At 43.5% G+C, this 15,458-nt stretch carries 11 protein-coding genes; 8 read left to right on the top strand and 3 right to left on the bottom strand.

The annotated features are described in order from the left end of the window. Nucleotides 1–54 precede the first annotated feature (54 nt). The 3 genes from hslO to DXB54_RS09475 all read left to right on the top strand — a co-directional run bounded on the left by hslO (nucleotide 55) and on the right by DXB54_RS09475 (nucleotide 5,375). Nucleotides 55–933 (top strand): Hsp33 family molecular chaperone HslO, encoded by an 879-nt coding sequence (hslO, locus tag DXB54_RS09485; RefSeq protein ID WP_118695043.1) that lies wholly within the window; start codon nucleotides 55–57, stop codon nucleotides 931–933. A gap of 122 nt (nucleotides 934–1,055) precedes the next feature. Beyond that, complete coding sequence (gene leuS, locus DXB54_RS09480) at nucleotides 1,056–3,473, top strand: leucine--tRNA ligase (protein WP_118695042.1); 2,418 nt, start codon at nucleotides 1,056–1,058, stop codon at nucleotides 3,471–3,473. Nucleotides 3,474–3,671: 198 nt separating this feature from the next. Continuing rightward, nucleotides 3,672–5,375, top strand: coding sequence for a glycoside hydrolase family 5 protein (locus DXB54_RS09475; RefSeq protein WP_158578227.1), 1,704 nt, complete (start codon nucleotides 3,672–3,674; stop codon nucleotides 5,373–5,375). 193 nt (nucleotides 5,376–5,568) lie between these two features. On the opposite strand, the gene DXB54_RS09470 is transcribed toward DXB54_RS09475, so the two are convergent. From DXB54_RS09470 to DXB54_RS09460, 3 genes are all read right to left on the bottom strand, one after another. Continuing rightward, nucleotides 5,569–5,826, bottom strand: coding sequence for a hypothetical protein (locus tag DXB54_RS09470; protein WP_118695040.1), 258 nt, complete (start codon nucleotides 5,824–5,826; stop codon nucleotides 5,569–5,571). Between the two features lie 20 nt (nucleotides 5,827–5,846). After that, entirely contained in the window at nucleotides 5,847–6,377 is a 531-nt protein-coding gene (locus tag DXB54_RS09465) for a hypothetical protein (RefSeq protein WP_118695039.1), read from the bottom strand. A 218-nt stretch (nucleotides 6,378–6,595) separates the two neighbouring features. Then, on the bottom strand, nucleotides 6,596–6,832 hold the full coding sequence (locus tag DXB54_RS09460; protein WP_021937491.1) for a hypothetical protein: 237 nt from the start codon (nucleotides 6,830–6,832) through the stop codon (nucleotides 6,596–6,598). A 315-nt stretch (nucleotides 6,833–7,147) separates the two neighbouring features. Here DXB54_RS09460 and DXB54_RS09455 point away from each other — a divergent pair, with 315 nt between their 5' ends. The 5 genes from DXB54_RS09455 (at nucleotide 7,148) to pheT (ending at nucleotide 15,450) form a co-directional block, all read left to right on the top strand. After that, the gene (locus DXB54_RS09455; RefSeq protein ID WP_118695038.1) at nucleotides 7,148–8,131 is read left to right on the top strand and encodes a hypothetical protein; all 984 of its coding nucleotides are present in this window, start codon (nucleotides 7,148–7,150) and stop codon (nucleotides 8,129–8,131) included. Then, a complete protein-coding gene (locus DXB54_RS09450; protein WP_118695037.1) occupies nucleotides 8,132–9,013 on the top strand; it encodes a TPM domain-containing protein in 882 nt (293 codons plus the stop codon). A gap of 927 nt (nucleotides 9,014–9,940) precedes the next feature. After that, nucleotides 9,941–11,548 carry a SpoIID/LytB domain-containing protein gene (locus DXB54_RS09445; RefSeq protein ID WP_158578226.1) on the top strand — a complete coding sequence of 536 codons (1,608 nt, stop codon included), beginning with the start codon at nucleotides 9,941–9,943 and terminating at the stop codon, nucleotides 11,546–11,548. Nucleotides 11,549–11,955: 407 nt separating this feature from the next. Then, entirely contained in the window at nucleotides 11,956–12,975 is a 1,020-nt protein-coding gene (pheS, locus tag DXB54_RS09440) for a phenylalanine--tRNA ligase subunit alpha (protein WP_021938279.1), read from the top strand. A 45-nt stretch (nucleotides 12,976–13,020) separates the two neighbouring features. Beyond that, nucleotides 13,021–15,450 (top strand): phenylalanine--tRNA ligase subunit beta, encoded by a 2,430-nt coding sequence (gene pheT / locus DXB54_RS09435; protein ID WP_118695035.1) that lies wholly within the window; start codon nucleotides 13,021–13,023, stop codon nucleotides 15,448–15,450. Nucleotides 15,451–15,458 lie beyond the last annotated feature (8 nt).

The raw sequence follows: 15,458 nt of genomic DNA, 5'->3' as shown, positions 1-15,458 counted from the left end.
AGAAATAGGCTCAGGTATTGTGTCAGGGTTAATAAAAAATCGGAGGAACATATAATGAGTGACTATATAATAAGAGGAATGGCGGCAAATAATCAGGTGAGATTTTTCGCAGCCACCACAAGAGACATTGTTGAGACAGCAAGGAGTATAAGCAACACAAGTCCTGTGGCTACAGCAGCCCTTGGACGTCTGCTTACTGCCGGAGCACTTATGGGTGCCCAGTGTAAGAATGATTCGGATATGCTCACATTGCAGATACAGTGCAGCGGTCCTATAGGAGGACTTACAGTGACGGCGGACGCCCATTGTAACGTAAAGGGATATGTGAATAATCCTGACGTGATAATCCCTGCAAATGACAAGGGAAAGCTGGATGTGGCTAAAGCACTGGATCTGGGTGTCCTTTCCGTTATAAAGGATATCGGCTTAAAGGAGCCCTATTGCGGACAGACGCAGCTTGTGTCAGGAGAGATAGCAGAGGATCTGACATATTATTTTGCAACCTCAGAGCAGATACCTACATCAGTTGCCCTGGGAGTTCTTATGAACAGGGACAACACAGTTAAGCAGGCAGGAGGATTTATAATCCAGCTTATGCCATTTGCCAGTGATGAGGTTATAGACATGCTGGAGAAGAGACTTGGGGAGTTCACATCAATCACCTCATGCCTTGACAAGGGACAGACTCCACTTGACATAGTTAAGGAGATATTTGATGGCTATGACGTGGAGGTAACAGACGAGATCCCTGCAAAGTGGCACTGCAACTGCAGCAAGGAGAGATACTACCGTGGAGTCATGAGTCTCGGAAGAAAAGAGATCGCAGCCATGGTGGCAGAGGATAAGCCTATCGAGGTATGCTGCAGCTTCTGCAAGTCAAAATATAGTTTTTCTGTTGATGAGCTTAAGGAAATGCTTGCAAAAGCTAAATGAAAGTGATTATAAGAGTATGATAAAAGATATTTGACAATGATAGCAAATATGATAAAATACTGACGATAATGCCGTCTTGATCAATGAAGCCGGTAATATACAAATAAGGAGGCACTAGAAAAATGGCAGCAACATACAATCATAAAGTTGTTGAGAAAAAATGGCAGCAGATCTGGGATGATAACAAGGCATTTGCTGCAACAAATGATTATACCAAGCCAAAGTACTATGCATTGGTTGAGTTCCCATACCCATCAGGACAGGGACTTCATGTAGGTCATCCAAGACCATATACAGCACTTGATATAGTTGCAAGAAAAAGAAGAATGCAGGGATATAATGTACTTTATCCTATGGGCTGGGATGCTTTCGGTCTTCCTACAGAGAATTATGCTATCAAGAATCATATCCATCCAAAGGAAGTAACCAAGAATAATGTTGCAAGATTTAAGCAGCAGCTTCATTCTCTTGGATATTCATTTGACTGGGATAGAGAGATAAATACAACAGATCCGGGATATTATCACTGGACACAGTGGATATTCCTTAAGTTATTCAATGCCGGACTTGCGTACAAGAAGGAGATGCCAATCAACTGGTGTACTTCATGTAAGGTAGGACTTGCAAACGAGGAAGTTGTAAATGGTGTCTGTGAGCGTTGCGGTTCACCTGTAGTCCGTAAGGTTAAGTCAGAGTGGATGCTTAAGATCACAGAGTATGCAGACAAGCTCATCGATGGTCTTGATTCTGTAGATTACATTGAGAGAGTAAAGGTTTCACAGAAGAACTGGATAGGACGTTCAACAGGAGCAGAGGTTGACTTTTCAGTAAAGGGAAAGGAAGACAAGCTCCGTATATATACCACAAGATGTGATACACTCTTCGGAGTAACATACATGGTTGTTTCACCGGAGCATCCGATACTTGACAAGTATAAGGATGAGATTGCTAACTGGGATGCTATTGCCAAGTATCGTGAGCAGGCAGCAAGAAAGTCGGATTTTGAGAGATCAGAGCTGGCAAAGGATAAGACAGGTGTACAGATAGACGGACTTACAGCCATCAATCCTGTAAATGGCAAGGAAGTACCGATCTGGGTTTCAGATTATGTGCTTATGTCATACGGTACAGGTGCCATCATGGCGGTTCCTGCCCATGATGAGAGAGACTGGGAATTTGCAAAGAAATTCAACCTTCCTATTATTCAGGTCGTAGCCAAGAACGGTGAAGAGGTTGATGTAAATGAAGCAGCATTTACAGATGTTGCTACAGGTGTTCTTGTCAACTCAGGCTTCCTTAACGGACTTGAGGTAAAGGATGCCAAGGAAAAGATGATCAGTTTCCTTGAGGAGAAGGGAATCGGTGCTGCAAAGGTTAATTATAAGCTTCGTGACTGGGTATTCTCACGTCAGAGATACTGGGGCGAGCCTATTCCTATAATACATTGTGACAAGTGTGGTTATGTTCCGCTTAAGGAGGAGGAGCTTCCGCTTCTCTTACCTGAGGTTGAGAGCTATGAGCCTACAGACAACGGCGAGTCACCACTGGCAGCCATGACTGACTGGGTAAATGTCAAGTGTCCATGCTGTGGCGGTCCTGCTAAGAGAGAGACAGATACAATGCCTCAGTGGGCAGGTTCATCATGGTACTTCTTAAGATATACAGATCCTAAGAATGACAAGGCTCTTGCAAGCCCTGAAGCTCTTAAGTACTGGCTCCCTGTAGACTGGTACAATGGTGGTATGGAGCATACAACACTCCACCTTCTCTACTCAAGATTCTGGCACAAGTTCCTGTATGATCAGGGGGTTGTACCTACTCCGGAACCATATCAGAAGAGAACTTCTCACGGTATGATCCTTGGTGAGAACGGCGAGAAGATGAGTAAGTCAAGAGGAAATGTAGTAAATCCTGATGATATTGTAAATGTTTACGGTGCAGATACACTCCGTACCTACGAGATGTTCATCGGTGCCTTCGATCTCTCTGCTTCATGGTCAGAGGATGGCGTTAAGGGCTGTAGAAGATTCCTTGACAGAGTATGGAAGCTTCAGGATATTCTTGTGGATGGTGATGAGTACTCCAAGGATATGGAGACAAAGATGCACCAGACCATCAAGAAGGTTTCATCAGATTTCGAGAACCTCAAGTACAACACAGCTATTGCAGCTATGATGGCTCTCTTAAATGACTTCTACAAGAAGAACCAGATCACAAAGGGTGAGCTTAAGACTCTTCTTGTACTCTTAAATCCGGTAGCACCGCACATTACCGAGGAGATCTGGAGCATTGTTGGATTTGACGGATTTATCTATCAGCACACATGGCCTGTGTACGATGAGAGTAAGACTGTTGAGTCAACAGTCGAGATTGCTGTTCAGATCAATGGCAAGATGAAGTCTGCTCTTGTTATCGGCAAGGACGATCCAAAGGATCAGGTAATTGCTAAGGCTAAGGAAGCTATAGCTGACAAGCTTACAGGAAATATCGTAAAGGAAATCTATGTTCCGGGAAGAATTGTAAATATTGTAATGAAGTAAAAATAAAAGCCTGATGAGCCGTTATGGAGTATATTTAATATTCCATAGCGGCTTATTTTATGGTAAGATTTTAATAGTTTCTTACAGATATCAGAGGTGAACAAAATAGTGATCATGTTCATTATCTGATGTACATCATGAAGGATGATCAAGTCAGTTTTAAATGACTTTGATGTAAAAAAAGGGAGGTTACAAAGAATGAGGAACAGATTAGTAAAAGGGGCTAAGAAGCTTGTGGCTGCGGTGGCAGCATTTGCAATGCTCTCAGCTACAGTATTTGCCGGGGCAGGAAGTACATCTGCAGCGGCGGAAAAGGATAACGATGGCAGTGCCTACGGACAGGAGACAGAGGTGGCAGCCTACAGTCAGACAGAGTCAACACCCCTTGCAGACCACGGAAAGCTGCATGTTGATTCGTCCACATTAAAGCTTACGGATTCACATGGCAACCCCTTCACACTCCGGGGTGTAAGCACCCATGGAATAAACTGGGATGTGGGATATCCGTTTATAGATAAGGATGCCTTCCGGTTCGCAAGAGATACCCTGGGAGCAAATGCAGTAAGGCTTGCATGCTATACAACAGAGTACTACGGATATGCAGATCCGGGACAGGCAACCCAGTGGGAGTCGGCAGATCAGATAAGAAAGACCCTTGAGCAGAGGATAGACAATGGCGTGAACTATGCTTCAAGCCTTGGGATGTACTGTATAATCGACTGGCATGTATTAAACGATGCCAATCCCCTTAAGTATCAGTCCTACGCAGAGAGCTTCTTCACCAAGATGGCACAGAAGTACAAAGACAAGACAAATGTAATATACGAGATATGTAATGAGCCATGTAACGGAACTACATGGAATGATATTAAGACATATGCCAGGAAGATCATTCCCATCATAAGAAAGTATGACTCAGACGCTATCATAATCGTTGGAACACCAAACTGGTCCCAGGATGTTGATGTGGTTGCGGGAAGTCCTCTTAAGAACAGTGATATCGGCGGAAGAGGCTCGGCCCTTGCAACAAATGTAATGTACACCATTCATTTCTACGCGGCAACCCATGGGGACGATTACATCAATAAAGTAAAGGCTGCAAATGGAAAGATTCCGATGATGTGTACTGAATTTGGCGTGTCGGCAGCAGATGGAAATGGCGGACTGAATACTTCTATGGGTGCCAGGTGGCTTGACTACTTTGACTCAGTGGGCATAAGCTATTTCATGTGGAGCTTCTCAGGAAAGAACGAAAGCTCAGCGATGTTCTATTCAGGAACAACACTGCCACTGTCCACATCAAAGCTTTCAGAGGCAGGAAGATGGCTTATGAACCAGTACACCACCAGAAACAAGAACACCGTGAAGAATGGTCTCTACAAGGAAAATGGCGTGTGGTACTACTATGTAAATGACAAGATCGCTACAAATGTATCAGGTCTCATCAAGACAAACGGTGCATGGTATGTGATCGAAAAGGGTATAATGCAGCAAAAATATAACGGCCTCTACAGACATACCTCAGGAAGCTGGTACTATATCGTATCCGGAAGAATGCAGGATAAGTTCGAAGGACTTGTAAAGCATAACGGAAGCTTCTGGTACATAAAGGGAGGCAAGCTCCGGTCCACCTACAAAGGAATGGCGAAGCACACCTCAGGTGCATGGTACTATATCGAAAAGGGTAAGGCAATGACCGGCTACACAGGTCTTGCAAGACACTCAACAGGTGTATGGTACTATGTTGTAAATGGTAAGATGAATTCATCATTTGCAGGAATAGTTAAGTATGGCAATTCATCCTTCTACGTTAAGGGCGGAAGAATGCAGTCGGGCTTTACCGGAAAGATAACATTAAACGGAAAGACCTACAATATATTAAAGGGTAAGGTTATAGGTTAAAAAGAGATATCACAGGAACCGGAAGGCTGCGACCGGGCAGCGGTGGTGTAAGTGAATATTTCAAATACAGTAAATCCCCACGGAATGAGGCAGCAGCTTCAGCTCGTGGGGATTTTGTTATGTGTTTATTATTTTGTTTTATAGTTGGTGCAATAACAACGGGTAAAGATGTGTATGTCTGTATTAGCATGTTTTATAAAAATGACTTTAACATCTGTATCTTCTGCTTCTCGGCAGGGGAGGCGTTCTCCATCATAATATCAATGATGAGCTGGGATTCTTCTCTGGTAAATGACAGCTTACGTTTATTCAACTCATTATTGATCTTCATTATCTCAGGCAGCATGGTCTCCATTGAAGCGTTTGACCTGCCTGTCATGATCTCTCCTATTATTGCACGCTTTATAGGAGACATATTCTTAAGCCGTGGATCATTTTCAAAGTTACGCATATAAGCTCCTTACATAATATTTAGTCTGGTGATGGATGTTCTCTGTCATAATCATTCAGGATATCCATGATATTTTCAAAGACTGAGCCGCCTTCATTTTGGGAACTGTCATAATTATTCTCTTCCGGGATATCTTCGGCGGCGGTATCATATTGATCATTTTCATACTGCTTGCTATCATGTTGTCCGGTATCATATTGATCATCTTTATATGGCTCGTTAGTCTGATTGTGTGTGTTGTTCATGTGCTGCATCATGTCCATGGCGGACTTCATCCGCATTGCCTGTTCAATATCCTCGGCCATGCCCATGTCCTTAAGGGAGGAGATCACTGCATCGTAGTTATTTATGTCCTTGTGGAAGCGGCAGCGCCTCATATAATCCTGATTGTTTATGTTGTTAAGAATGATCATCATTTCCGCGAATTTTATGTATATGGCCATAGGTTTCATGATCTGTGGATCCAGAAAAGGGAGCATAGCTTCCATCATAAACAGGCTGTCGTCCTGAATAAATATATCCAGCGGATGTGAAAATGGTCTGCGAAGCATTGTGATCCCTCCCATATGGCTGCTGTTCCGCTTAAATGGGAAACGGCAATTTGTGTTAATAAAATATATGAAAAAAGGGAGAAAATAAGAACACTAACATAAAATGCGTAGAAGGGGATTGGCTCCGGGACTTCTACGCATGTACTGGTATCTGTCCGGAGAAGCTTATTCCCCGGACTTTGAAGCGTCTGATGTGGTTGCCGGATCAGTTGGATGCCTTAGCAGCATCCGCAGTCACAACCACAGCCGTTGTTGTTGCCGTTACCGCAGCAGCAGCAGAGAAGAAGGATGATCCAGATGCAGTCGCATCCTGAACCACAATCATTTCCAAATGAATTGCCGCCACAGCAGCAGAGAAGAAGCAGAATGATAATAATGCAGGAACATCCGGAACCGCCATTGCCAAAGTTGAACAGTCCGTTTCTGCCGCACTGTGTTGCTGATAAATCGCTCATTTATACTAGCCTCCATTTTTTTCTTCATGGTATATGCTATGCCCCTTGAAAAAAAGTGTTACAGATTTTAGAAAACTTTAATTTTACTTTGGATTTTTGATGGGAATTTTATTTTTTTTAACGGCACACAGGGCATTTGCTTGACCGGTGGTCAAAAAACATATAAAATCTTACATAGAAGTGTGTCGATATATGTTCGGAATGTTTACGGATGAAGATACATACTAATGGATGGTGATTGACATGCAGTGTCAGCCCATTGCCGAAGGCAATTTGAAATGGCTGACGTTCAGGAAATGATTGGGAGGGAAAAAGATGATTTACAGATGTAAAAATTGTGGCGGCAATGTTCTGTACGATCCGGCTTCAAAGCAGATGAAATGCCCAAGCTGTGACAGTATAGAAAGCCAGGAGATGGTTCCGTCACAGGAGCCAATGGCGTGTCCTAACTGTAATTCTCCGATAGAATACAGGAATTTCGGCTCTGCGGCAAGATGTGGAGCCTGTGGCACCTGGGTACTTAATGATGTGATGGTAAGTCCCCCACATAAGATAAATGTGAGCATACCATTTAAGATCACGAAATATCAGGCAGAGGATAAGCTTAAGAATGAATTTGGACAGAAGCTGTTTCTTCCGGCAGACTTCTTGTCAGCCAAGACACTGGAGCAGCTTAAGGGATTATACATTCCGTTCTGGATGTATGATTACGACACAACAGTGGATTACACAGGTGTGGGAACCAGGACCAGACACTGGACCAGCGGTGATTACAGATATACAGAGACCTCCTTCTTCAATATAAGAAGAAGCATGGATATCATGTACAGAGGAATACCGGCAGACGCGTCCATCGCCATGCCTGATGAGACAATGGATCTGGTAGAGCCGTACAACTACAATGATCTGGTTGAACATGACAACAAATATCTGTCGGGCTTTGAGGCTGAGGCATGTAATATGCCGGCGACAGAGATAGAGGACAGAGCCATAGCCAAGGCAAATGAGGATTCCCGGGGATGGATCAGAAGCGATCTTACCCAGTACGACAGCCTGACAATGGAGCATTACAATTATAACAACAGACCTGTGGGCGGACGTTCTGCACTTCTTCCTATATGGAATTACGAGTACCGTTACAATGGTAAGAATTATACCTTCTATGTAAACGGTCAGACCGGCAAATGTGTGGGAACATCACCTATAAGTAAGAAAAGGGCATTTGCTTTGTCAGGAATTTTATTTGCAGCCCTGAGTACCGCCATATGCGGAATAATGATGTTCTTGGGGGTGTTTTAAATGAAGAAATACAGAATTACGGTAATAGTCTTATTTATAATCGGAATTGCAGCATTTATTGTAGCCTTTATATCAAGAAGTAAGGTGAATTCCTTTGGTGAAAGGACGAATACAGAGTGCAGCACCACAGAACGAGTATTTGATTACTACGGATTGCTTTCATCCTCTGAAACAGATGAGTTGATGGATATGATAGACAAATACCAGGAAAAATATGGTATGGATATCGTCGTTGTTACTTATAATGAGAATACAGACTTTTCCGATATAGGAGTTTATGATAATTCGGACAATACATATCTCACAGAGATGTTCTGTGACTACTACAAGTTCGGATGGGAAAAATGGGAGCCTGTAACAGGAGAAAGTTATAGAGAAAAGTCAGGAACAAGTATCGTTCTTGCAATAAAGTGGTCAGACATACCGGGACAGGGTGACATATGGCTCTGTACCTCAGGTCGTGCACAGGACAGGATATCAGACAGCAAGGCAGAGGATATTGTAAATGATGGTGCCGAGTATTTAAGGGATGATCCTCTTAAGGGAATAAAAGTTATAATCAATGAGTCAGCTGATGCCATGGTAGGTGTAATGAGCGGAAGTCTGCCGGGATTTGTGAAGATCCTTATAGGCATAGGAGCTGCATTGATCATCACTATTATATTTTACGCTGCAAATGCCTCAAAGAAGGAAGCAAGGGACACTACCTCCAAGAATACATATGTTGCCAAGGATGCAGTGAGAATAACCCAGCAGTCGGATATATTCTCCCATAAGCAGGTTACAAAGACCAAGATCAGCAGCGAGAGCAGCGGTGGCGGCGGCGGTGGTGGAAGCCACAGCGGCGGCGGAAGTCATGGCGGTGGCGGCGGCCATTTCTAAAATAATTGATAAATCTATATCGATAAAACACAGGAAAATAGGGGTAAATATAAACAAATTCTTAAATGAATTAAGAAAGGATTAAAAGCCTTGATTTTATATTTTTAAGTGATATTATGTGCATTGTAGAGTTTTTCATATTTACTGACGTTAAACAAACCATATGTTTATCGTCGGATTGAATCCTCTTTCCCCCCTCATTTTTATGACCGGATATCTCCCCAGATATCCGGTCGTTTTGCGTTATGTAATGATGTCTGTGACATCGTTACATAACGCAACCCCTGCCGTAGGAAGCGCCAAGCGGCGCAGGCAAATTTAGAATGGGGCTGACCATACCAAACAGGCAATTTCAAATGGTTGCTGCTCTATTTTTATGAGATATATTTTGCGGATATTTTACTTTTTACTTGCGGCTGCGAAAGTCATATAGTATAATACATATATGTTCTGAGATGTATTAAGATTCTTGTTATTTTGAACCTACATTTGAATAAAAGGGATTCTTATATATCACCTGAGATGTCAAGCCTCATGTATTAGTTGGTGGTAGGCAGATTTGGGATTGCGGTTGCCCACCTAGCGTTGCTAGGACTCAAAATGCAGGAACGCATTTCAGACTTTTACACAAGATAAAGCAGCAGTTATTGCTGCTTTTCTTTTTTGTTATAGCAACGAGTCAAGCGCAACACGCTTGCGTGTTTGCATTTGACGACTGCTAATCAGCGGATAAAACTCGCAAAGCGTGTTTTATCGCTGTGCAATAAGCCTTCATGCAGAAATTATGCTTGCATAAATTTCTATATGAAGGCCAATGTTCATCGAGCCGATAGGCGAGATGACATATATTGCACGGATCGAGTAGGAGAAGCCTACTCGATTGCAATTTTAAACACAAACGGATATTCAAATCGAAAGGGTATGAGAATGAAGAAATGGAGAAAGCCCTACATAATGGGCACATTATTGATCCTCATACTAATGATAACCGGTGTCATATATGCTCCAAGCATTGGAAGCTATCTGGCACAGAAAAACACACCAAAGGAAAACAAAGCCGACAATATGGTATACATAGTAAGCTATGATGAGACGGGAGATAAGGAGACCGGAGCTTCGGGAAGCTCATCACCAGACAATGCAGCCGGTGAACAAGGAAGCTCGCCTATCAACGGTACTACAGGAACTGATGGTAAAATTCCGACAGGGGCGCCTGAGGATACGCCCCTTGATTATGCAAATGAGCGGCAGGTGGCTGTGGCGATCACATACTCAGGCGGTGGGAGGACACACCCATTTGTCAGGCTTACAGCAGGGGGAGACTGCTCCGTAAATGATGGAAGCTGTATCCGTTACATGGAGTCCGGCGAGACCATGGAGCTTGCGGCAGCCGGCATAGAAAATGGTGTGGACATGTATATTTCCCCAAATGACGAGTCGGGAAGGGTGCAGCTTGACAGCGTAGATAAGTCAGGCGGCAATCCGTCTTATCGTGGAACTCTCCATATATACTCAACAGATTATGGATACAAGATAATAAATATCCTGCCACTGGAGCAGTATCTCTATGCCGTTGTGTCAAGCGAGGTGCCGGAGTCCTTCTGCATGGAGGCGTTAAAGGCTCAGGCAATATGTGCCAGAGGCTATGTGCTCAGTCTTCTTGAGAAAGGAGCAGCGGATGACGATGGGGCAGATCTTGATGATACTGCGGTCTATCAGGTATATAATAATTTCCCGGAAACAGAGGCTTCCATAGCAGCAGTTGATTCCACCAGAAGCGAGGTGGCAACCTACGATGGCGAGATCATAGAGACATTTTATTTCTCTACATCCTGCGGAACCACCTGCTCCAACAGCGAGGTGTGGGGCGGGGAGGCAAGAGCATATCTAAATGCAAATATAGAGACTGCCGTGGAGACTCTGGCCACTGATTATGACCTGACAAATGAGGGGAATTTCAGAAGCTTTATAGATACAGGCGGAAGATACGATACTGTTGAAAAAAATGAACCGTTTTTCCGTTGGAGGGTGGAGTATACCAACAGTGAAATCGGAGACACCATAAATGAAGTGCTGTACAACGTTATGCAGGGAAATCTTGGAAGCTTTTACGTTCTTGACAGTATGGGAGAATATCAGCCTGCCACACAGGCATTTGCCACACTGGGATATATTGTGGGAGTGACGGTTGCCGAGCGGAGCGAAAGCGGAATGGTACAGGCTCTTGTCATAAAGGGCACCGAGCATACCATAAAGGTTACAGGGCAGAGTAATATAAGGGCGGTTTTGTCTCCGAAGCATGTTAGTATAGTCAAACAGGACGGAACCGGCCTTACAGGATGGAGCAACCTTCCGAGCGCTTTTTTCTATGTGGACATGGATGAAAATGGAAATGTTACCGTGAAGGGAGGCGGCTTCGGCCATGGCGTTGGCATGAGCCAGAACGGTTCTAACTGCCTTGCAGCCATAGGCTTCACCGCCGATGAGATCATAAAACACTATTATAATGGTGTAGAGATCGTGAAAATGAAATGATAGTTAATGCAGTTCAAAAAACCGGTTGACTAAATAATGAATTGTGCTATATTGTATTAGTACAGTTTAATAATCTACTATGACGATGCAAAAGAACATCTGCTTCTTCCAGAGAGGATGGGCCATTGGCTGGGAGCCCAACTAAGTTCGGCACATGTTTTAATTTCACATCTGAGTATTCAGTCCTGAAGAGATTGCCACTTGGTAGGGATTGACGTGAGGTGCGCGTTAAGCAGCTAATGAGTGTCGGATGTCAGATGATGATCGGGTTTTAATGAAGCGGGTCAACAGGTGTCCGGAATCAGGGTGGTATCGCGGAATATATCCGTCCCTATGTTTTTAATGTAGGGACGGTTTTTTTTATTTAATCAACTGATATTTGCAAATTATAAAAAAGGAGAACTACAATGAAAGAGAAATTGGAGGCTATCAAAGCCGAGGCACTTTCAAAGATTGAAAATGCCCATGAACTTACACTGCTCAATGATGTAAAGGTAGCAGTTCTTGGAAAGAAGGGTGAACTTACCCAGGTATTAAAGGGTATGAAGGATGTAGCACCTGAGGACAGACCAAAGGTTGGTCAGTTCGTAAATGAAGCAAGAGCAGCCATTGAGTCAGCACTGGAGGCTAAGTCAAAGGAGATCAATCGCGAACTTCGTACAGAGAAGATGAAGAGAGAGACCATAGACGTTACTCTTCCGGGTGTCAAGAAGGTAATAGGTCACAGACATCCAAACCAGATCGCCCTTGAGGATCTTGAGAGAGTATTCATAGGTATGGGTTATGAGATTGTTGAAGGACCTGAGGTTGAGTACGATAAGTACAATTTCGAGCTTTTAAATATCCCTGCAAATCACCCTGCAAAGGATGAGCAGGACACATTTTATGTAACAAAGGATATCCTTTTAAGAACCCAGACATCACCTGTACAGGCAAGAATAATGGAGAAGGGCAAGCTTCCTATCAGAATACTTTCACCGGGACGAGTATTCAGAGCAGATGAGGTTGACGCAACCCATTCACCATCATTCCATCAGGTTGAAGGTCTTGTAATCGACAAGGGAATTACAATGGCTGACCTTAAGGGAACATTGCAGCAGTGGGCAAATGAGTTCTTCGGCGAAGGAACAAAGGTTAAATTCAGACCACATCATTTCCCATTTACAGAGCCATCGGCAGAGGTTGATGTAAGCTGCTTCAAGTGTGGCGGCAAGGGTTGTCGTGTATGTAAGGGAAGTGGCTGGATAGAGATCCTTGGATGTGGAATGGTTCATCCAAAGGTACTTAAGGATTGTGGTATTGACCCTGAGGTTTATTCAGGATTTGCATTTGGTATCGGTCTTGAGAGAGTTACACTTCTCAAGTACGAGATCGATGACATGAGACTTCTTTATGAAAATGATACAAGATTCCTTGAGCAGTTCTAGGAAAAGGTAATGATTGATTTAGATAGAATATAAGGAGAGTAAATAATGAATACACCAATTTCATGGTTAAAGGCTTATGTTCCTGACCTTGATGTAACAGCAGAAGAATTTGTTGACGCCATCACACTGTCAGGCTCACATGTAGAAGGTTATGAGAGAAAAGATAAAAATCTTGAGAAGATCGTAGTAGGAAAGATCCTTACAATGGAGAAACATCCTGATGCAGACAAGTTAGTTGTATGCCAGGTGGATATAGGAGCCGAGGAGCCTGTACAGATAGTAACAGGTGCCAAGAACGTAAAGGTGGGAGATGTTATCCCTGTAGTTCTTGACGGTGGTAAAGTAGCCGCTGCCCATGGCGATGATAACACATATCCTGACGGAATAAAGATAAAGAAGGGCAAGCTTCGTGGCGTTCTTTCAAATGGTATGATGTGCGGTATTGAGGAGCTTGGCTCTTCAAGAGACTTCTATCCGGAAGCACCTGAGGACGGAGTTTATGTATTTCCTGAGACATCAGGAGTTAAGCCGGGGGATAACGCAGTTAAGGCACTTGGTCTTGACGATGTGGTAGTAGAGTATGAGATCACCTCAAACAGAGTTGACTGCTTCTCCATCATCGGTATGGCAAGAGAGGCAGCAGCAACATTTGACAAGCCATTCTACCCACCTGTTGTAAAGGAAACCGGAAATGACGAAGATGTAAATGATTATATAAAGGTTGAGGTTCAGGATACTGACCTGTGTCCAAGATACACAGCAAGAGTAGTAAAGAACCTTAAGATAGGACCATCACCTAAGTGGATGCAGGAGAGACTTGCTTCACAGGGTATCCGTTCAATAAACAACCTTGTTGATATTACAAACTATGTAATGGAGGAGTACGGTCAGCCAATGCATGCTTATGACTTAAGTACCATAGCAGGCAACAAGATCGTGGTACGCCGTGCAAAGGATGGAGACAAGTTCACTACCCTTGACGGACAGGAGAGAAACCTTGACAACAACGTGCTTATGATCTGCGACGGCGAGAAGGAGATCGGTATTGCAGGTATCATGGGTGGCGAGAACTCCATGGTTACAGATGAGATCAGCACACTTTTATTTGAAGCAGCATGCTTCGACGGAACAAATATCAGACTTTCATCCAGAAGACTGAACCTTGCCACAGACGCAGCCTTCAAGTTCACCAAGGGACTTGATCCAAATCTTGCTCTTGAGGCTATGAACAGAGCCTGCCAGCTCATTGAGGAAATGGGTGCAGGTGAGGTAGTAGGAGGAGTTGTGGATGTATATCCTGATCCTGTCATGCCAAAGGTTCTTCCATTTGAGCCTGATAAGATGAATGCACTTCTTGGCACAGATGTTAAGCCTGAAGAAATGCTTTACTACTTCGACAGATTAGGTCTTACTTATGATAAAGAGGCAAATACCCTTACAGTTCCTACATTCAGACAGGATCTCAACTGTATGGCAGACCTTGCAGAGGAAGTTGCAAGATTTTACGGTTATGACAAGATCCCTGTATCACTTCCAAAGGGTGAGGCTACAGTAGGTAAGCTTCCATATAACCAGAGAATAGAAGCTATCTGCAGAGACATACTTGAGGGAAATGGTTTCTCAGGCGGTATGTGTTACTCATTTGAAAGCCCGAAGGTATTTGACAAGCTGCTTCTTCCTGCTGACTCAGATTACAGAAAGACAGTAACAATTTCAAATCCTCTTGGTGAAGATTTCAGTATCATGAGAACCATCTCATTAAACGGAATGTTGACATCTCTTGCTACAAATGCCAACAGAAAGAACAAGGTTGCCAAGCTTTATGAATTTGGCAATGTATATCTTCCAAAGGCACTTCCTCTTACAGAGCTTCCTGAGGAGAGAATGAAGCTCACCATCGGTATGTACGGTGACGGAGATTTCTTCGATCTCAAGGGTGTTCTTGAGGAGCTTACAGACAAGCTTGGATTAAAAGGTCAGTGCACATATGTGCCTACAACAGAGTATCCATTCCTTCATCCGGGACGTCAGGCTAAGATCGTTAAGGGGGATGAGCTTATCGGTGTGATCGGTCAGGTTCATCCTGAGGTATGTGACAACTACAGCTTCAAGGCTGAGGCTTATGTGGCTATCATCGATATGCCAACTCTTGTAGAGCTTTCAAGCTTTGATATTAAGTACGAAGGAATTGCCAAGTTCCCTGGAAGTACAAGAGACTTAAGTCTTGTTATGGACAAGTCAATATTTGTAGGTCAGATAGAGGAAGTTATCAAGAAGTGTGGCGGCAAGCTTCTTGAGAGCTACAAGCTCTTCGATGTATACGAGGGTGAGCAGATCGCTAAGGGTAAGAAGTCTGTAGCTTACACAATGACCTTCCGTGCAAAGGACAGAACTCTTGAGACAGCAGAGGTTGATAAGATAATTGACAAGATCCTTAAGGAGCTTTCAAAGCTTGGAATAGAGATCAGAGCTTAATCTATAAG

The sequence above is a fragment of the Coprococcus sp. OM04-5BH genome (genome assembly GCF_003482105.1).
Classification (GTDB): domain Bacteria; phylum Bacillota; class Clostridia; order Lachnospirales; family Lachnospiraceae; genus Coprococcus.
This window is presented reverse-complemented; position numbering and strand designations above follow the sequence as displayed.